Origin of the sequence: Bifidobacterium pseudolongum subsp. globosum, from assembly GCF_004155535.1 — a bacterium.
GTDB classification, from domain to species: domain Bacteria; phylum Actinomycetota; class Actinomycetes; order Actinomycetales; family Bifidobacteriaceae; genus Bifidobacterium; species Bifidobacterium pseudolongum_C.
Genome location: NZ_RYUH01000004.1, coordinates 39,261 through 58,907, shown reverse-complemented (window position 1 = coordinate 58,907; position 19,647 = coordinate 39,261). Strand labels below are relative to the sequence as shown.

Below are 19,647 nucleotides of genomic sequence, written 5' to 3'. Positions count from 1 at the left end.
GCTCACGCGCTGAGTTCCTCTTCGCTCAGCTGCGATTGCGCGATCTGCCGGTACACATCGCACGATTCGAGCAGTTCGCGGTGCGTGCCTTTGCCGACGAGCCTGCCGTCGTCGAGCACGAGGATGCAGTCCGCGTCCATGATCGTGCCGACGCGCTGCGCGACGATGATCTTCGTCGCGTTTTTCGCATACTCCTTGAGCGCGTCGCGCACCACGCGGTCGGTCTTGAAATCGAGCGCGGAGAATGAATCATCGAAAATGAGGATCTCCGGGTTGCGGTAGACGGCGCGCGCGATCGACAGGCGCTGCCGCTGGCCGCCTGAGACATTCGTGCCGCCCTGCGCGATCGCCGCATCGAAGGCCCCGTGCATCTTCTCGACGAACTCGGTCGCCTGCGCCACGTCGCACGCCTGCTCGACGCGGTTCTCCTCCTGCGCGGTGAGCGCACGGTTCTCGTCCGCCTTGAGCATCTCGCGCTCCGCCTTGCGGCCGCTCGCGCGCGACGCGTCGAGCATCGGCACGTCCTCCGGCTCGCCGGGGCGGTCGCCGTAACTGACGTTCGACTTGACCGTGCCTTTGAACAGGAACGACTGCTGCGGCACATAGCCGATCTTGTCGCGCAGGGCCTTGAGGTCGTAGTCGCGCACGTCCACGCCGTCGACGAGCACGGCGCCGGCGCTCGCGTCGTAGAAGCGCGGCACGAGGTTGATCAGTGACGATTTGCCCGAACCGGTCGACCCGATGATCGCCACGGTGTCGCCTTGGTCCGCCGTGAAACTGATGCCTTCGAGCATCGCCTCGCGCGAATCGGGGTAGGTGAAGCTCACATCGCGGAATTCGATGCGGCCGGCGAGCTCGAGGTCATCGCGGTAGTCGGCGGCGTCGGCGGCGGTGATCACGCCCTCCTGCTTCGCCTCGGCCACGGTGAGGCCGCGGCTGCGCGTGCCGGACGTGACGAGCGGTTCGGTGTTGATCACTTCCATCACACGGTGCGCGGAGACGTCGGCGCGCGGCCACAGCACAAAGACCATGCTCATCAGCAGGAAGCTCATGATCACCTGCACGGCGTAGCTCGAAAAGACGATCATGTTCGAAAACAGCGTGAGCTTCTCCGCGGCGCCGGCGTCTTCGATCAAGTAGGCGCCGATCCAGTAGATCGCAAGCGAAAGCCCGTTCATGATCGTGCTCATCAGCGGCATCATGACGCTCATCGCGCGGTTCGTGAACAGCTGCGTGTTCGTCAGCGCGGCGTTCGCGTCTTCGAACTTCGACTCTTGGTAATCCTGGGCGTTGTAGGCGCGCACCACGCGCATGCCGGTGAGGTTCTCGCGCGCCACGAGGTTGATGTCGTCGGTCAGGCGCTGCATCGCCTTGAACTTGGGCATCACGAGCGCCATGAGGATGCCGACTGCGCACAGCAGCACCACGACGGCGATGCCCGTGGTGAGCGTCCATTCGAATCCTTCGCCCGCGATCTTGCACACGGCCCACACGGCCATGATCGGCGATTTGATGAGCATCTGCAGGCCCATCGTGATGAACATCTGGATCTGCGTCACGTCGTTCGTGGAGCGCGTGATGAGGCTTGCCGTGGAGAAGCGGTGCATCTCGGACGGGCCGAATGATTCGACTTTGCGGAACTCGAGCGAGCGCAGGCGCTGGCCGAACGACGCGGCCACGCGCGCGGCGAAGTAGCCGGTGATGACGGCGCAGACGAGCGAGCCGAACGAGACGAGCAGCATCTTGCCGCCGGAGATCCAGATGTCGCGCATCTGGCTGCCCGGCGTCTCCACGAGCCGCGTGATCTCGGACATGTAGCTGGGCAGTTCGAGGTCGAAGTACACCTGCCCGACGATGGTGACGAGCGAGATGAGCAACTGCCCTATCTCCGTTTTGGAGAGGTATTTCATGATTCGTAGCATCAATGTTCCTTATGCGGTAGGACTGTGGTGAGGATGACGGGGTGGCTGGTTCAATCGTCGGCGGAGCCGTGAGTCCCGGCGGCGAATAGCGGGTGTCGCGACGGATCCATCGCGCACGCGCCGCCTTCGCGCGCCATCTCGAGCATCCGTTCATGCAGCCTGTGGCTGCGTGAGAAAGCCGCACGCACCTGCTCTTCGGTAGGCGCCGGCGCGTCCGGCTCGCAGATCGACAGATAGGTCATGAATTCGGAAAGCAGCGCAGTGAAATCGCGAGTCCGCGTTTCGCCCATCTGTGTGAAGACCCATGCGAGCCTGTCGATGAGCTCGTCGCCGTGTTCACGGAACACACGCCTTCCTTCGTCGGACAATGCGACAACGACGCTGCGGCGGTCGTCGGGGGCGGCGGTGCGCACAACCCAGCCTTTCCTGTCGAGACCGGACAGGATCGTGGAAATGCGACCGGATGTGGCGCCCATCGCCTCGGCGAGCTGGGAAGGCGTACGTGGACCTTGGAATGCAAGCTCGCGCAGCACGAACATCTCACCCTGCGCACCGCGTTCGAATGAGCGTGTCGCCTTCGAGCGTGACGCCCACATGGCGAACATCACCTCATGCACCGCTTCCAGCCGATAATCCATCATCACCCCCTATGACACGGAGCCCAATTTGTCTTGCACTGTAAATTACTTACAGTGCAAGACAAATTCTTGGCAAGCCAAATGGCTGTGCGCGGCTATCCCCTAGCCACGCACGACCATCACCATGCCTACACACGGCCGTACGCAGCTACCGACTAGCCACATACAACCGTCATTGTGCCCGAACATGGCAGTAGGCAGCTACCCACTAGCTACGCACAGCCGTCACTGCGTCAACATACGGCTGTAGGCAGCTACCCACTAGCCATATACAGCCGCAATCAGTGCAGCGCCTCGCGCAAACCGCGACTGCTATAGCGGTCGTGCAGCAGGCAATAGCCGCCGAACACTACAAGCCATGCGAGGCCCGCAACCGCCGGGCCGCGCGTGTCCGGACCGATGAACAGCGTGCCGTACACGAACACGAAAAACGCGATGGTGAGCGGATTGAGCACGCGGTACGCCGGCATGAGGAAGCCCTCGCGCATGAACTGGGGCGAATTGCGGTAGCGGTAGTGCGCCACCATCGTGAGGATGTAGATGAAGATGAACACCGCAGAAGCCGCCGAGGAGAACAACACAAACGCCCCGGAGACGCCTGGCAGCGCGGAAAGCGCCGGCGAGAGGAGCACGAGCGCGCCTGAGACGATGATCGCGCGCGCCGGCACCTTCGTTTTCGACACGACGCCCAGCTTGCCCAACACCGGCGAGTGGGATTCCTCGCCAATCTGGAACAAATGGCGCCCCGCGGAATAGAGCAGCGAGTTGAGCGACGACGCCGCAGCGGTGAGCACCACAAAGAACACGACGGCCGCGGCCCAATGCAGGCCCGCGAACTCGAACACCATGATGAACGGCGACGAGAACTGGTTCCCGCCGTCATCGGACATGAAGTTGCGCCACGGCACGATCGCCATGATCGCGAGCAGCGCGCCCACATAGAACACGAGCACACGCATGATGATGCCGTTGATCGCCTTCGGCAGCACCTTGCGTGGGTTCTTTGTCTCGGAGACGGTCACGCCCACGAATTCAATCATCGTGTACGAGAAGAAGACCATCTGGAAGCTCATGAGTAACTGCGTCCAGCCGTTCGGCGCGAGCGAGAAGCCGTCGAAGATATGCGACAGCGAGGCCTGCCCCGCTGGGTACACGTGGTCGGAGCCAGGCAGCGTCGTGGCACCGTATCTATAGCCGGCCACCACCATGATGATCGAGGTGACGATGAGCGCGAGGATCAGGAAGATCTTGATCATCGAGAACCAGAACTCGGTTTCACCGAACAGCTTCACCGCGATCAGATTCACACTCACCAACGCAACGAGGAACAACAGCTCGATGAGCCATTGCCATGACTTCAGGTCGAATCCGAGCGTGGCGAAGAACGTCACACAGTACTGCCCCACCGCGGAAAGCTCGGTCATGCCGGTCAGGATCAGCACGAGCCAATACGTCCACAGCGCGAATTTGCCCGCACCGTTGCCCAAGTACATGCGGATGAAGTTGATGAACGTGTGCTGGCTCGGGTCGCGGTACATCAGTTCGCCGATCGCGCGCATCATGAGGAACATGAAGCCGCCCACCAAGATGTAGACGAGCACGATGTTCGGGCCGTCGAGCGCGATCGACTTGCCCGAGCCCAGGAACAGGCCGGTGCCGATCGCGCCACCGATCGCGATGAACTGCACGTGCCGGTTCGTCAGGCCGCGCTCCATCGCATTGCTCTCGTCGAGCGTCTCAAGGGAGGCGTTCACTTCCGCCTCACGCGTTGGTGTAGAGGTGTGTGGTGTGTGTTGTACGTCTGCCATAATATGACCGACTGTAACAGCCGACCATTGCGATTCATTTCACTATATGAGTATTTTTGTTCATATTGTCTAGTTAGCAACCGCCGCTATTCCACCGCCTTGAGCGAGCCCACCGGGTCGATCCGGTCGAGTACGGGATTGACGAACAGCCGCACAAGAAACGCAAACGCGAGCGTCGCGACAACGGTGATGGCATAGCTCCACCACGCGATGTGCACTTCGAAATACAATCCGGGCATATTGAGCACGCCGGTGAGCAGCCCCGCGACCCAACGGCCCAATGGCAAGCCGATGATGACGCCCATCACCGTGAGCGTCATCATCTCGCGGTTCACATAATGGTGTACCTCGTTGTCATAGAACCCGAGCACCTTGAGTGTGGCCATTTCGCGCATGCGTTCGGACACGTTCGTGTGCGCGAGCGTGAACAGCACGACGAGCGCAAGGCTTCCCGCGAGCAGCACGATCAGTCCTACGACCGCGCCCATCAGATTGAACTTGAAATGTTCAGCCTGGTAGGCGGTCGAGCTGGCGGTCAGCACAATCGCATCGTCTTCGAGCTGGTCCACATACTTGATCTGCTCGTCACTGCCGCCCTTGAGCTTCGCGTAAACGGCGTTCCATGTGATCGCCGGCTGTTCGTTCGCCGCCTCCCCGAGCCGGGCCGCCGGGAAGAGCCGGTGGTAGAGGTCTTCGGAAATGAAGGTCTCCGCACCGATGAGACTGCGCGTGACGGCCGCGACCTTGACGCGGTGCGGCTGCGTGCCCTCACCGCGCAGATCTACCTCGTCCCCGGCTTTCACATCAAGCGATTGCGCGGCCGACTGCGTGACGATGATGCCGCCGTCGCCGAGCGCGACCGGCTGCGTATGGCCACCGCCGTGCACCCAGCCAAAGATTGAACTACTGCGGGCCGGCTCCAGCCGGAACATCGTATTGAGCTCGCCCAGCTGTGTCTGCGGAATGATCGTCAGTTGCACGGACGTGCTGCTGCCTTCGCCGTTCGTGATCTCGCCGCTTTCGATGCGCGTCTCCATGATGGCGGTCGCCTTGCCGTCCTGCACGAGTTTGCTGCGCAGTTCGTCTTCATCGCCGTCGGCCGCCATCGCGAACATGTCGTACTGATCGACGCCGCGGTACTGGTTCGGGCCGAGCGCCGCCACCGTGTCGTTGATCGCGAGGCCGCACAAGATGAGCGCGGCGCAGCCGGCCACACCGCCGACGGTCATGATGAGGCGCGATTTGAAGCGGAAGATGTTGCGCGCCGTCACTTTGTTGAGGAAGCTCATGCGCTTCCACACCGGGCGGATGTGTTCAAGCAGGATGCGCGACCCCGCCTTCGGCGCTTTGGGCCGCATGAGTGTGGCCGGCATCTGCCGCATGTCGCGAATCGACGCGAACAACGCCGCCCCGAGCACACCGACGACAAAGAGCAGGATGCCCAGAGACCCGTAGAGCCAGTCGTATTCCAGCGTGAGGTCGGGAATCGCGTACAGGCCGCGGATCACCACAAGCAGGAACGCCGGAATCCCCAGGAATCCTATGAGCAACCCCAACCCACCGCCGATGAGGCACGCGAGCAACGCGAAGAGCGCGTACCGCAACGTGATCGTCACACGCCCATACCCCAAGCCCAGATATGTGCCGATGAGCCCACGGTCCTCTTCGACGAGGCGGCTCATCGTCGTCAGACTCATCATGACGGCCACAACGAGGAACACGATCGGGAACGCGTTGCCAAGCGATTGGATCGAGCTGATGTCTGATTTGAGCGAACTGAAGCCGCTCAACGCCGTGCGCGACTGCACATACCAGCGCGGCGCGATGTCATCGACCGTCTGCTGCTCCTTCGCGAACCGGGCATCGATCTCCTGTTTCTTTGTATTGAGCTGCTGTTGCGCCTCCTTGAGCTGCGCGTCGGCCTGCGCCCATTGGCGTTGCGCGCTTGCAAGCGGTTCGGGCATCGCCATTCCGACGGGCACTTGCGCGGCCTGCGCGTCGAGTGCCTTGAGCTGCTCGTCGAGTTGGCTGCGCTGTGCATCGAGCTGTGCCTGCGCAGTCTGGATGTCGGCGTACGCCTGTTCCTTCGCGCGCGTCAGTTCGTCCTGCGCACGCTTCTGCAACGCGTCACGCCGCGCCTCCTCACGCTTCGTCTGCACGTCGCGTTCAATGCGCGAAACCGTCGACGACACGAGCGAGTCGTAATCGTCGCTGAACGCGTCTTTGTTCTGTGTATCTGCGAGCCGCATGACGACCGCACCATACACGTCCCCGTCCGCGCCGAAGGTCTTTTCAAGCGAACCCGGCGCGACGTAGCACGTGTAGTCGTTCGCGACCACCGAACGGAATGCGGATCCCGAATACCCTTCCGGATTCGACAGATCGGATGGGTCAGTCACGATGCCGACAATCGTGAGCGCGTGCGTGCCGTCGCGCTCATCACCGCCGGACGCAGCGGTCACATCGATCGTGTCCCCGATACGGTGGTGCGTATCGTGCGCGAACTGTTCGGTCACGGCGACCTCGCCCGGTGCGTCGGGAAGACGCCCCTCACGCACATACGGCACGTCGATTGCATCTTTCGCGCCGTCCGCGGGTTCGCGGAGCGTCGCGTTGAGACGATGGCCGTCCTCGCCATCGATCGTCACACGCTCGATATGCACACCGACGGCATCGTCGACGCCATCAATGCCACGCAACGCATCGACATCGTCATCGGTCAACCCCATCGTCGACACGACCTCCACATCGTGCAGCCCCTGCTGCTCGTAGAACCGGTTCGCGGCGAGGAACGTGTCGCGGCAGCCCGCGTAGATGCCGGTGAGCACGGCCACGCCGAGCATCGAGATGATCATGATCGAAAGGAACGGCTTCCACGCGCGCAGCCACGACCTCCACGTGTCCAACAGGAACGCCGAACCCAGCGCCTTGTGCCTTGTCATGTCAGCCACCTCACCATTCGATGTCGCTGATCGGCGTCGGGTGTTCGTTGATCTCCTGGCTGATGACCTTGCCGGAACGGAAGCGGATGATCTTGTGCGCCATCGGCGCAAGCGCGGAGTTGTGCGTGATGATCAGTACGGTCATATGCTCGTCGTGGCAGATGTCCTGCAGCAGCTGCAGCACCTCCTTGCCCGTCTCGTAGTCGAGCGCGCCGGTCGGCTCGTCGCACAGCAGCAGTTTCGGTTTCTTCGCCACCGCGCGCGCGATTGAGACGCGCTGCTGCTCGCCACCGGACAGCTGCGCGGGGAAATTGTCGAGCCGGTCTCCCAAGCCCACTTTGTCGAGCGTCTGCTCAGGGTCGAAATGGTCCGCGCAGATCTGCGACGCGAGTTCGACGTTCTCGAGCGCCGTGAGATTGGGGATCAGATTGTAGAACTGGAAGACGAAGCCGATGTCGTTGCGGCGGTAGGTGATCAGGTCGTGGTGGTTGAGGTCGGTGATGTCACGGCCGCCCACCACCACGGTGCCGCTCGTCGCGGTGTCCATGCCGCCCAGAATGTTGAGCGCGGTCGTCTTGCCCGCGCCGGACTGGCCCAGGATCACGCTCAGCTCGCCTTCGTCAGCGGTGAAGCTCGCGCCGTCGAGCGCGCGGATCGCGGAATCTCCCGCCGGATATTCCTTGACCACGTCATTGAATTCGATGTATACCATCGCCCCGCTCCTTCCGCACCGTTGCACAACCCAGTATCGTCGAGTTTCAGCGGCGAAACGCCGATTTTTCCGCAATACGCCACGGTCGGGAACGCGCAGACGCGCCTGCCGTCTGCCGCACGCCGCACAAATCACAAATACCGGCCGTATTTGCGATTTGTGCGGCGACATCTCCGGCGAATCCGCACACACATCATCTCGAATGTCATATCGTGATTGACCATGTGCGAATATATGCGCAAAAACGGTTCTCCTGTGCACTTTTGCGCGCTTTACGCAGGCTCGGAAAAATCCTCACACCGCCTCTGGCGCACAAATCGAAAATAGGGTCGGCATAATCGATTTGTGCGGCACAGAATGACGAAAACAGCGAATACAAGCAGGCGGTGCAAGCACGTCAGCCGTACCACGGGCGCACTCAGCGCCCCGCCCGCTGCGTGAGCGCATACGCGGCGAACAGCACAGCAAGCCAGATCACGCCAGCGACGAGCGCGATGCGGTAGCTCGGCGAGAAACACATCAGTACGGCCACGAGCGCGAGGAACGCGATGATCACGTACGGCATCCAGCGCCAGCCCGGCAGTTTGAACTGGATCTTCGCGAGCGCCTCGTCGCCGCGCAGGCCGCGCAGTTCGCCCGGCCCGTCGCCCGCCGCCACACGCTTGCGGAACAGCATCTCGGTGATCATGATCATCGTCCAGTTGATGATCGCGGCAATCGTCGCGATCGACATCAGGTAGTTGAACGCGAACTGCGGCCACAGGAACACCACAATCACCGCGACCACGGTGACGGCGGCGCTCGTGAGCACGGCGGCCACCGGCACACCGCGCTTGTTCACACGGCCCAGATACGCCGGCGCATTGCCCTGGCGCGCGAGCGAGAACAGCATGCGCGAGTTCGAGTACAGCGCGGAATTGTAGACGCTCATGACAGCCGTGAGGCACACGAAGTTGAGGATGCCGGCGGCCACCGGCACTCCGACCGAGTCGAAGATCTGCACGAAGGGGCTCATCTTGCCGTCGATGCGGTCCCACGGAACGACGGCCATGATGATGCCGAGCGCGGCCACATAGAACACGAGGATGCGCCAGATGATGCCGTTCGTGGCCTTCGGGATCGTCCTGCGCGGGTCTTCCACTTCGCCCGCCGTGACGCCGATGAGTTCGGTGCCGCCGAAGCTGAACATGACCACGACGAGCGCCATGAGCAGGCCGGTCCAGTGCCCGTCTGACGTGCGGGAGAGCGCGCCGTGCGGGAAGAATCCGCCGTCCACGGTGAACCAGTTGGCGAACGACGCGCGCACACCGGAATCGGTCGGCAGGTTCGCGACGATTACGGCGATGCCGCCCGCGATCATCGCGATGACAGCCACGATCTTGATCAGTGCGAACCAGAATTCGAATTCACCGAATTCACTCACGCCGAACAGATTGAGGATCGTGATGAGCACGAGGAAGAACGCGGCCGACGCCCACTGCGGAATGTTCGGGAACCAGTAGTTCACGAACGACCCGACCACGGCGAGCTCGACCATCGAGACGAGCACATAGTTGAACCAGTAGTTCCACCCCGAGATGAACCCGGCGCGCTTCGACCAGTACCGCGACGCGTAGTAGCTGAACGCGCCCGCCTTGGGGTCCTCGACGCTCATCTCGCTCAGCGCGCGCACGATCATGAAGATCGCGGCTCCGCCGATGAGATATGCCAGCAGAATTGACGGCCCGGCGAGCGCGATCGACTCGCTCGAGCCGTAGAACAGGCCCGTGCCGATCGCGCCGCCGAGCGCGATGAGCTGGATATGCCTGTTTTTCAATGATTTGCGCAGCTGTTGCTGCTCGCTCACTTCGGGTGTGGAGGCCATGGTCGTCCTTTTGCATCGCAATGACGCGGACCTGCATGACCCGCGGCATAAGAATGGAGCCGTACGTGCGCACGGCCGCCGTTCATTCTATGAACATGTTGTTACGGTTAGGCGCGCAGCGGATATCCCCGCGGCACGCGCATGGATCATGGCAAAAAAGGTCGAGGATTCCCCGAGTCCAGCGGGTTGAATGGGACATGTCGAAAGGAGATGACGCATGAAGGACGAACGGACGGCGGCGGTCCAGCGGATGCAGGACCACATCGAGCGACATCTGTACGAGCGGATCACGATGGCGGATCTGGCGAGCGCGGCGCTGTTCTCACCGTGGTACTCATACCGCCTGTTTCGCGAGCTGACCGGCCTCACGCCGGCTGCGTACGCGCGGCGGCTGCGGCTGAGCCGTTCGGCGGTGGAGCTCAAACGCGGCGACCGCACGATCACCGACGTGGCATTCGCGTACGGATTCGGCAGTGTGGACGGATATGTGCGCGCGTTCTTCCGCGAATTCGGCCGCACGCCGGGCGATTTCGCGCGCTCCCCCACGCCCATCATGCTGTTCCATCCTTACGGCGTCCAACATCAGCAACCACGAAAGGAACCGATCGACATGGACACCATGCAGTATGTATGCGTTACGCCCATCCACAAGCCGCGCCGCAAGGCAATCATCAAACGCGGCAGAACCGCAGCCGATTACTGGGCCTACTGCGAGGAGGTGGGCTGCGACGTCTGGGGTACCCTGCTGAGCATGGACTCGCTGTGCGGCGAGCCGGTCTGCCTGTGGCTGCCGACGGCGTACCGCACACCCGGAACATCCACCTATGTGCAGGGCGTCGAAGTGGGCATCTATTACGACGGGCCCGTCCCCGAGGGATTCGACGTCATCGAACTGCCCGAGGCGGACTATCTCATGTTCCAGGGCCAGCCGTTCGCCGAACGGGACTTCGGGCAGGCCATCCAGTTCGTACAGGGCGCGGCGGACCGGTACGATCCGGCCGTCCTCGGCTACGAGTGGAGCACGCGATCACCGCGCATCCAGCTCGAACCCAAGGGTGAGCGCGGGTATATCGAATTCCGCCCCGTGCGCGCGAAGTAAACGGCGGGGTGGTCAATCCCACTCCGCGCGCAGTGCAACCGGCGCGCCGCCCATCATGGAGATTTCGCAAGCATATGGGCGGCGCGTTGTCCACACGCGCATCTGCAGCGTAGAATTCGACTGTTCCCACCCCTATATTTACTTTGTGCATAGAAGAAGAAAGTCATGACATCCACTTGGCGTACCCTTGCCGCCTCGCTGTCCGCGGGCGCGCTGCTTCTCACCGTCTTCGGCTGCTCGTCAGTCGATTCCACCTCCAGCCCCAGCGCGCAGCCTTCCACAACGAGTTCACCTTCTGTCACCACCACGCCGGAGCCGTCGCAGACCGCGGAAGAGCAGCAGTCCACCACGGACATGATCGGACAGGCGCCGGAGGGTGCGCAGGACAACGCGCTCACTGTGCTCAACACACTTGAGGTGAAGGGCCGCGCACCGAAGACCGGGTACAGCCGCGACCAGTTCGGCGCGGCGTGGGCCGATGTGGACCGCAACGGTTGCGACACACGCAACGACATCCTCAACCGCGACCTGACCGGCAAGACATACAAGGCGAACACGCACGACTGCGTTGTGGCGAGCGGCGTGCTGCAGGACCCCTACACCGGCACACGCATCGACTTCGTGCGTGGCCAAGACACGAGCACCGCCGTGCAGATCGACCATGTGGTGGCGCTTTCCGACGCATGGCAGAAGGGTGCGCAACAACTCACCGAAGACGAGCGCAGGAGTCTGGCGAACGATCCATACAACCTGCTCGCGGTGGACGGGCCCTCGAACCAGCGCAAATCGGACGGAGATGCGGCCACATGGCTCCCCGCGAACACCGGATTCCGTTGCGAGTACGTGGCACGGCAGATCGGCGTCAAGCAGAAGTACCGCCTGTGGGTCACACAGGCCGAACATGACGCGATGGCGAATGTGCTCGCCACCTGCCCCGCGCAGACCATCCCCACGGACGGAGGTGTGGCCACAACCGTGCAGCCCGAACAGCAGCCGGCGCAGACGGTGGAACCGCAGCCGACCCAGGAAGCGCCGGAACCGCAACCCACGCAGGAAGCACAGCCCGCCCCGCAGCCTGTGCAGCAGGATACGACCGTGTATTACAAGAACTGCGCCGCCGTGCGCGCCGCCGGCAAGGCCCCGCTGCACCAAGGGGAACCGGGCTACAGCTCGAAGCTCGACCGCGACGGCGACGGCATCGCCTGCGAGTGACCGTATCTCGCTTACGCGAGTGCCCTAATCGGCCTAGGGGCGAGTATAGGGCCTGCGGCTCGTTGAAATCGCAAGGTGCTCAGGGCGCCATACTTGCTGGTGGAAGGTTTTGGGCACCCTCGTAAGCGAGATACGGCACCCCATGCCGAAACAGTGGTCCGCGGGCGATCATGCGACCGCTCGCGGACCACTGAGGAAAGAAAAGGAAAGAGATAAGAATCAGAAGTTCAGCGAGACATGCACCTCCTCGGTTCCGGGTGCCGCAATCGGCACGGTGGTTCCGCTGACGGGCTTGCCGTCCACGGTCAGGGAAGCCTTGCCGGTGCGCTGCGCGTCGATCACATAGCGCACGCCGCGCCATTCGCGCTCGATGTGCAGCTTGGTGAACCGCGCAGGCAGATGCGGTTCGAGGCGCAGGCCGTCGAATGTGGGCTGCACACCCAGCAGATGCTGCGAGACGTCCACGAAGGTCCATGCGGCGGTGCCGGTGAGCCACGAGTTCTTGCCTTCGCCCGGCGTCGACGCCTCTGGGCCGGCCACCATCTGGCAGTAGACGTATGGCTCGGTGCGGTGCACTTCGGAATACTGCTCCACATACGCGGGGCATGTGCGCGTGTACACGTTGAACGCTTCGTCGTCGTTGCCGATTGTGGCGTTGGCGATCGAGATCCACGGGTTGTTGTGGCAGAAGATGCCGCCGTTCTCCTTGTACCCGCGCGGATACGACGAGATCTCGCCGAGCTCGATGCGGTACGTGGAGTACGCCGGCGCCAGGATCGCCGTGCCCCAGCGGCACGTGAGCAGGTCCTTGGTGGATTGCAGCGCCTGCGCGGCCTTGCCGTCATCGGTGCCGATGCCGGCCATGACGCACATGCCCTGTGGCTCGATGTAGATCTTGCCTTCGCTGTCTTCGTTGGTGCCGACCGGGTTGCCATTGGCGTCGTACGCGCGGCGGAACCACGCGCCGTCCCAGCCTGCGGTGAGCGTGGCCTCGCGCACTTCGCCGACCGCCTTGCGCACCGCCGCGGCCTCTGCCTGCACATCGGCCGCGTCCATGCCGCACGCCTCGCCGAACCGCTCGAGGATCTGCGCATACTGCTCGCCATACAGCACGAACATGCCGGCGATGAATACAGATTCAGCGATGCCGGTGTCGTTGTTTTCGACGGTCTGGAAGCTTTCGCCCGGCATGGACGAGAAGCAGTTGAGGTTGAGGCAGTCGTTCCAGTCGGCGCGCCCGATGAGCGGCAGGCCGTGCGGGCCGCGGTGCGCCATCGTGAAGTGCACCGAACGGCGCAGATGCTCGAACAGCGGCTGTTCCGAGCCTTCCTGATTGTCGAACTGCGTGGGTTCGCGCAGGATCGAGTCGTCGCCGGTCTCGTTCAGGTAGGCGAACACGCCGGCCACGAGCCACAGCGGGTCGTCGTTGAAGCCGCCGCCGATGTCCGCGTTGCCTTTCTTGGTGAGCGGCTGGTACTGGTGCCATGCGGAGCCGTCGGGCAGCTGCGTGGCCGCGATGTCGAGGATGCGGCTGCGCGCACGCCCGGGGATCATGTGCACAAAGCCGAGCAGGTCCTGGTTCGAATCACGGAAGCCCATGCCACGGCCCATGCCAGACTCGTAGTACGAGGCGGAGCGCGAAAGGTTGAATGTGACCATGCACTGGTACTGGTTCCAGATGTTGACCATGCGGTCGAGCTTGCCGTCGCCCGTGGAGACCTGGAAGCGGCCAAGCAGCTCATCCCACGACGCGGCGAGCTCGTCAAGCGCCGCAAGCACTTTCTCGCTCGTGTTGAACCGCGCGAACAGCTCGTGTGCCGGCTGTTTGTTGATGATGCCGACCTTGGCCGGATCGTTCGGTTCCTCCCACTTCTGGTCATCCGGCACTTCGATGTACCCGAGCATGAACACGAGCATGCGCTCCTCGCCCGGCTGCAGGGTGAGGCGCACGCGCTCGGCCGCGATCGGGTACCAGCCGTGCGCCACCGAGTCGCGCATGCGGCCTTCGGCAATCGCCTGTGGGCTGTCCCAGCCGTTGAACTGGCCGAGGAACTCATCGCGGCTCGTGTCGAACCCGACCGTCGGCTCGTTCACCGAGAAGAACGCGTAGTGGTTGCGGCGCTCCTTGAACTCGGTCTTGTGGTAGACGATGGTGTTGGTGGCAGTCTGTTCGATTTCGACTTCGCCGGTAGACAGGTTGCGCTGGAAATTGCTCGCGTCGTCCACCGCGTTCCACAGGCACCATTCCACGCAGCCGGTCACGTCCACGGTCACGGCCTCGCCGGTGTTGTTCCTGACCGAAAGGTGGTTGATTTCGGCGGCCGTGTGCAGCGGCACGAATGCGGTGAGCGTGGCTTCGATGCCCTGGTAATCGGTATGGAACGTGGTGTAGCCAATGCCGTGGCGGCATTCATACGAATCGAGCGGCGTTTTGGCCGGCAGGAACGTGGGCGACCATGTGGCCACCGGCGTGGCGTCTTCCCCACTGCCGCTCATGAGGCTCAGGTAGTAGTTGCGCGCGCCGTTGTCGCCGGGCACGCCGTTGTAACGGTAGCGTGTGATGCGGCGCAGTTTGGCGTCTTTGTAGAACGAATAACCGCCGCCCGTGTTGGAGATGAGCGAGAAGAAGTCCTCGTTGCCCAGATAGTTGATCCACGGCAGGGGCGTGGCAGGAGTCTCAATGACGTATTCCCTCGCCTCATCATCAAAGTGGCCAAATTGCACAATGTGCCCTTTCCTGCGGTTTTCCGGCGCATGATTCAGGTGTGCTCCTCCCACACGCAACCGCAATGTTGCCCACAGCGGACCTTCCGTGGTCCGCCCAGTGAATCCCACGCTGACTATTTAATTCAACGACAAAACTATTATACGCAGGCAGGCGTGCGCGCAAGTCGGCGTGTCGCATTATTGATAAGTCTATCAATAAACATGTCGTATATATGCGGAGAGGCCGCCAAGCATGTACTTGGAGGCCTCCCGTTTCAGGCTCAGGGGCGGGAAAAATCAGGCGGCTGCGCCGTCTTCCTCCACCTACTTCTTCGTGGCCGGGGCGATCGAAAGCGCCGGGTCACGCAGCGGGATCATCATCGCCTGCGTGGCGTGGTAGAGGTCGGACTTGCCCGGCCACACCGTGTCGATCGGCTTGTTGGTGCGGTCGAGCTGGTGGAACCACGACCCGTTCACACGGTCCATCAGATACGTGTCGATGTACTCGAGGAACGTGGCGTACCAATCCGCATATTCCTGCTTGCCGGTCACATGGAACAGCGTGGCGGCCGTGTTCACGCCTTCGGCGAGCGTCCAGTGCATGCGGTCGTGCACAACCGGCTTGCCTTCCCAGTCAGTCGTGTAGACGATGCCCGGGGCGCCGTCGGCGTCCCACGCGTCTTCGACCGCGCGGTTGAACAGATGCTCGGCGGCGTCGAGGTACTTGCGCCCGTCGCCGTCCAGCACACCGCTCTTGCCATACACCGAAAGCGCATACTGTGTGATCAGCCGCGCCCACTCGATGCCGTGGCCCGGCGTGGCGCCGTACGGCTTGAACTGGTCGTCCGGCTTGTCGGCGTTGAACTCGAGCAGCGGCTTCCAGTCGGAGTCGAAATGCTCGGGGATGCGCCAGTCGTTTTCTTCGGCCCACGTGAGCACATGGCCGATGATCCGGCCGGCGCGCTCACGCCAGCTTTCGTCGCCGGTCACGTCGGCCACGGCGAGGCAGGCCTCGACCGAGTGCATGTTCGCGTTGAGGCCGCGGTAGGTATCGAGCTCGGTGAACTCGGTGTTCCATGTGTCGACGCTCAGGCCGATCTCGTCGTCCCAGAAGCGCGTCAGGTACACATGCTGCGCCTGGTCGAGCAGCTCGCGCGCGCCCGGGCGGCCCGCGAGCAGCGCAGACGACGCCGCGAGCAGCACGAACGCGTGCGCGTACGCCTGCTTGCTGGGCATGTGGCAGATGCGCGGGGTGATTTCCGCGTACCAGCCATCGTTCTCGTCGTCGTGCAGCGCGCCGAGCAGACCGCGCACGCCGTCGTCGACGAGCTCGGCCGCGCCGTCCACGCCCATCAGCGTGGCGAGCGCATAGACGTGCGTCATGCGGCAGGTGATCCACGTGGCGCGGTTGCGGTCCGCCCACGGGGTGCCGTCGTCGCCGAGCCAATACGAACTGCCGTCGACCGCCGGGAAACGCCGGCCGAACGCGATGAGGTTGTCTCGCGAAAGGTCGAGGAACCGCTTGTTTTCCGGCGTGCCGATCCGGTACTTGGGGTCTTGCGAATGCTTGGGGGTGTTCACCGCCATGACTTCCTTCCTGTGTCGTCGTTGACTGTCTGATTCAGAGCGTATCACTGAAGCGCTTAAGCCGCAAGTTTACAACACCTGCATGTCGAGTACAATCGCCTGCATGGGCCACAATGGCGGCAACTGGAGGCCCACCTGCCCAAGCAGCGCGCCACTCACCACGAATCCTTCGTCACTGCGCGCGGCGGCGATCCACTGCGGGGTGTTCCATCCCCAGCGCGATTCGCCGATCTCCTCGCGCAGCCGCACGCGGTACGTGCGGGAGGCGTCAAGCCCGGCCGGGCGCAGGCGCTCGGTCACCACGTCGCGCAGGTTCGTGACGGTCGCCACGACCCACACCGCCCGCGAAGCGTCATCGGCCACGACCCCGCGCGCACGCAGCGCCGGGTCGTGGAAGTCCGCGTGGTGCACCTCGCCGGCGTGCAGCAGGCCGCGCAATTCCTTGACGAGCGTCACGAACGCTGTAATCTGCGCAATCTCGTCGTCGGTGCACTCCAGGATGTTCCACTCGAACCCGGAGCAGCCTTCAAGCGACATCGCGGCGCGGTAGCTCAAGTCGGTCGCGCGCCACGTGGAATGCGCGGGGCTCGGGCCGATGTGCGCGCCGATCATCTCGGGCGGCACCACGAGCTCGGTGGTGCGCTGGATGTCCACGCGGTCGCGCGGGTCGTTCGAATCGGACGCCCAGATGCGGTCGGCGTGCTGCAGGATCCCTGCGTCGGTGCGGCCGCCGCCCGAAGCGCAGCTTTCGATCTCGAGCCCCGGGAACTCCGCCTTGAGGTCGTCGAACAGCCGGTAGGTGGCCTCGGTCTGCGCGTGCAGGCCGTAATGGCCGTCGTGCACCGGCTCGGTCACGTCGCGGTTGTGGTCCCACTTGATGTAGTCGATGCCCAGTTCGCGGATCAGGTCGGCCATCTGCCCGCGCACATGGCGGTAGGCGTCGGGGTTGGCCAGGTCGAGCACATACTGCGTGCGGTATGAGATGTCCTCGCGGCACGGCACGGCCTCGGGCGCGGCGAGGATCCAGTCTGGGTGCTCGCGCGCGCAATCGGAGTCGAGGTTGATCATCTCCGGCTCGAACCACAGGCCGAACTGCATGCCCAGCCCGTGCACATGCTCGGCGAGCCCGTCGAGCCCGTTGGGCCACACCTCGGGGTCGACGATCCAGTCGCCGAGGCCCTTCGTGTCGTCGCGGCGCAGGTGGAACCAGCCGTCGTCGAGCACAAAGCGCTCCACGCCCACCTTCGCGGCCAAATCGGCGAGCGCGATGAGCGTGGCCTCGTCGTGGTCGAAATACACCGCCTCCCATGTATTGAGCGTCACCGGCCGGTCGCCGCGCACGTGGTTCGGCAGCGAGCGCAGCCAGCGGTGGAAGCGCGCGGCCATGCCGTCGAGGCCGTGGTCGGACCACGAGAAGCACACCTGCGGTGTGGCGTAGTCGGAGCCGGGCAGCAGTTGGATCTCGCCGGGGCCCAGCAGCTCGCCCGCACCGAGCAGCGGCTCGTGCTGCGGCAGGTTGTCGAGCCGGTAGGTCTGGTTGCCGCTCCACGCCAGATGGCACGCCCAGACCTCGCCGGAGTCGAACAGCGGTTCGCCGTCGCTCGCGATGAACAGCCACGGGCTTTCATGGCTCGTCTTGCCATGGCGGCAGTCGCGCGTCACGGAACCGCGCGGCAGCGGGCCGGTCTGCGGCTGTTTTTCGAGCGGCCAGCGGCCGGTGAACTGCGTCAGGTGGTCGGCGCGGCGCGGGATCGGCAGCACGGAGTCGAGCCAATTCACGGTGAGCGGCTCCTCATGCTCCATGTCGATGTTGGTGATGCGCTCGTCCATGAGCACCAGGCCGCCTTCGGCGAGGCTCAGCCGCACGTCGAGTTCCACACGGTTGACGGCGTCTTTGGCGTGCACGAGCAGCTCATGGCCACCGTGCGCCACCTGCGTTTCGACCGTGGTCCAGCGCACGAACACCGGCGCGGTGCCGCGGTATGCCTCGAGCCCGGGGCGCCCGGCGAAGGCCTCGGCGCCCTGCGGCAGCAGTGACGGCCGCAGCGCCGCGTCCGGCTTTTCGGCGGGCGGCGTGACCTTGAGCGTCATCGCGTCGAGCGCGGAAAGCTCGCCCTCGGCGTCAGACACGCCGAAATCGCGGCCCCAGTATTCCACTTGCGGCATTTCATTTTCCGGCGTCTTAAGCACGACGGCCACGCCGTCGCGGCGCAGCACCACATGATTCCCGTTATCGAACATCGTTGTCTCCTACCATGGTGGGTTCACCAGTCAGTGTAGTTCGCGCGCGCAGCGGCGGTGCGGCACGCGTGAAGGGTTGACTTTTCCGTGCAATCAGTATAAATTAAGCGTTTAAGCAATGCAAACGGAACATCGTGTCCTGTGCGTTTCGCGGCACCGGGGCCGCAGTAAGGAGGACGCCATGGCGAACACCGACCGGCTCACTGACTCGCAACGCGAGGCGATCGACACGCTCACCGCCGCCCCACAATACGCCGGCGCGTCGAAGTTGCGCATTTTCATGCAACTGCCCGCCAAACACAAGGCCGCGTATTTCCGCGAGCACTTCCTCGTGCCGTGCATCGCGGCCGTGATCGCAATCGCACTGTGCACGTTCGTGATTGTACGCATCGTCTCGCCGCACGAACGGCCCGCGCTGTATGCGGCGGTCGTCGACAGCTCGCTGCCATTGGGCGAGGCCGCCAAACTCGAACAATCCACCGAGCACGAGCTCGGCGCCGACGTGATCGTGGACGACTATTTCGACACGACGAAAGACGGCATCTCCAAGCTGCAGACCATGATCTCGAGCGAGCAGATCGACGTGGTGATCGCACCGCCGACCGTGTTCAAGGAACTCGCTTCCTACGGCTATTTCAGCAATCTGCACGAGGCGCTCCCGGCCGCCGAATACGGCCAGCTGCACGCGTACACACAGGATTTCCGCGGATTCGACGATTCGCAGCTCGCCGACGACGTGGATGATTCCGGCTCAGGCAAGGGCGCCGCCGAACCTTACGGCCTCAAGCTCGACGACGCGAAACACTGGCACGAGTTCGCAGGAGGCGATGCGGCGCTCATCGGCGTCGTCGCCAACACGAAGCAGGGCGGCAACGCCCGGCGTTTCATCGAGTACCTGTACCAGTGACCGCCCGCG

The 19,647-nt window shown here is 63.5% G+C and carries 12 protein-coding genes; 3 read left to right on the top strand and 9 right to left on the bottom strand.

Annotation, left to right across the window (positions count from 1 at the left end; genetic code table 11):
• Positions 1–2: 2 nt before the first annotated feature.
• The 6 genes from PG2093B_RS00785 to PG2093B_RS00760 form a co-directional block, all read right to left on the bottom strand.
• A complete protein-coding gene (locus PG2093B_RS00785; RefSeq protein WP_129896722.1) occupies positions 3–1,922 on the bottom strand; it encodes an ABC transporter ATP-binding protein in 1,920 nt (639 codons plus the stop codon).
• A 50-nt stretch (positions 1,923–1,972) separates the two neighbouring features.
• On the bottom strand, positions 1,973–2,560 hold the full coding sequence (locus PG2093B_RS00780; RefSeq protein WP_129896839.1) for a MarR family winged helix-turn-helix transcriptional regulator: 588 nt from the start codon (positions 2,558–2,560) through the stop codon (positions 1,973–1,975).
• Between the two features lie 281 nt (positions 2,561–2,841).
• Positions 2,842–4,368 (bottom strand): amino acid permease, encoded by a 1,527-nt coding sequence (locus PG2093B_RS00775; RefSeq protein ID WP_129896721.1) that lies wholly within the window; start codon positions 4,366–4,368, stop codon positions 2,842–2,844.
• Positions 4,369–4,454: 86 nt separating this feature from the next.
• Positions 4,455–7,310: an ABC transporter permease gene (locus PG2093B_RS00770; RefSeq protein ID WP_129896720.1), complete on the bottom strand. Its 2,856-nt coding sequence runs from the start codon at positions 7,308–7,310 to the stop codon at positions 4,455–4,457.
• A gap of 10 nt (positions 7,311–7,320) precedes the next feature.
• Positions 7,321–8,022: an ABC transporter ATP-binding protein gene (locus PG2093B_RS00765; RefSeq protein WP_129896719.1), complete on the bottom strand. Its 702-nt coding sequence runs from the start codon at positions 8,020–8,022 to the stop codon at positions 7,321–7,323.
• A gap of 418 nt (positions 8,023–8,440) precedes the next feature.
• Positions 8,441–9,886, bottom strand: a complete 1,446-nt coding sequence (locus PG2093B_RS00760) for an amino acid permease (RefSeq protein ID WP_129896718.1) — start codon at positions 9,884–9,886, stop codon at positions 8,441–8,443.
• Positions 9,887–10,103: 217 nt separating this feature from the next.
• Between PG2093B_RS00760 and PG2093B_RS00755 the strand changes: the two genes are divergently transcribed.
• Positions 10,104–10,985, top strand: a complete 882-nt coding sequence (locus tag PG2093B_RS00755) for a helix-turn-helix domain-containing protein (protein WP_129896717.1) — start codon at positions 10,104–10,106, stop codon at positions 10,983–10,985.
• 354 nt (positions 10,986–11,339) lie between these two features.
• Positions 11,340–12,197, top strand: coding sequence for a GmrSD restriction endonuclease domain-containing protein (locus tag PG2093B_RS00750; protein ID WP_242502770.1), 858 nt, complete (start codon positions 11,340–11,342; stop codon positions 12,195–12,197).
• 219 nt (positions 12,198–12,416) lie between these two features.
• Here PG2093B_RS00750 and PG2093B_RS00745 read toward each other — a convergent pair whose 3' ends face one another.
• The 3 genes from PG2093B_RS00745 to PG2093B_RS00735 form a co-directional block, all read right to left on the bottom strand.
• The gene (locus PG2093B_RS00745) at positions 12,417–14,921 is read right to left on the bottom strand and encodes a GH36-type glycosyl hydrolase domain-containing protein (RefSeq protein WP_129896715.1); all 2,505 of its coding nucleotides are present in this window, start codon (positions 14,919–14,921) and stop codon (positions 12,417–12,419) included.
• Positions 14,922–15,227: 306 nt separating this feature from the next.
• Positions 15,228–16,490, bottom strand: a complete 1,263-nt coding sequence (locus tag PG2093B_RS00740; RefSeq protein WP_129896714.1) for an AGE family epimerase/isomerase — start codon at positions 16,488–16,490, stop codon at positions 15,228–15,230.
• Between the two features lie 69 nt (positions 16,491–16,559).
• The gene (locus tag PG2093B_RS00735; protein ID WP_129896713.1) at positions 16,560–18,731 is read right to left on the bottom strand and encodes an alpha-galactosidase; all 2,172 of its coding nucleotides are present in this window, start codon (positions 18,729–18,731) and stop codon (positions 16,560–16,562) included.
• 181 nt (positions 18,732–18,912) lie between these two features.
• Between PG2093B_RS00735 and PG2093B_RS00730 the strand changes: the two genes are divergently transcribed.
• Positions 18,913–19,638 carry a hypothetical protein gene (locus PG2093B_RS00730; RefSeq protein WP_129896712.1) on the top strand — a complete coding sequence of 242 codons (726 nt, stop codon included), beginning with the start codon at positions 18,913–18,915 and terminating at the stop codon, positions 19,636–19,638.
• Positions 19,639–19,647 lie beyond the last annotated feature (9 nt).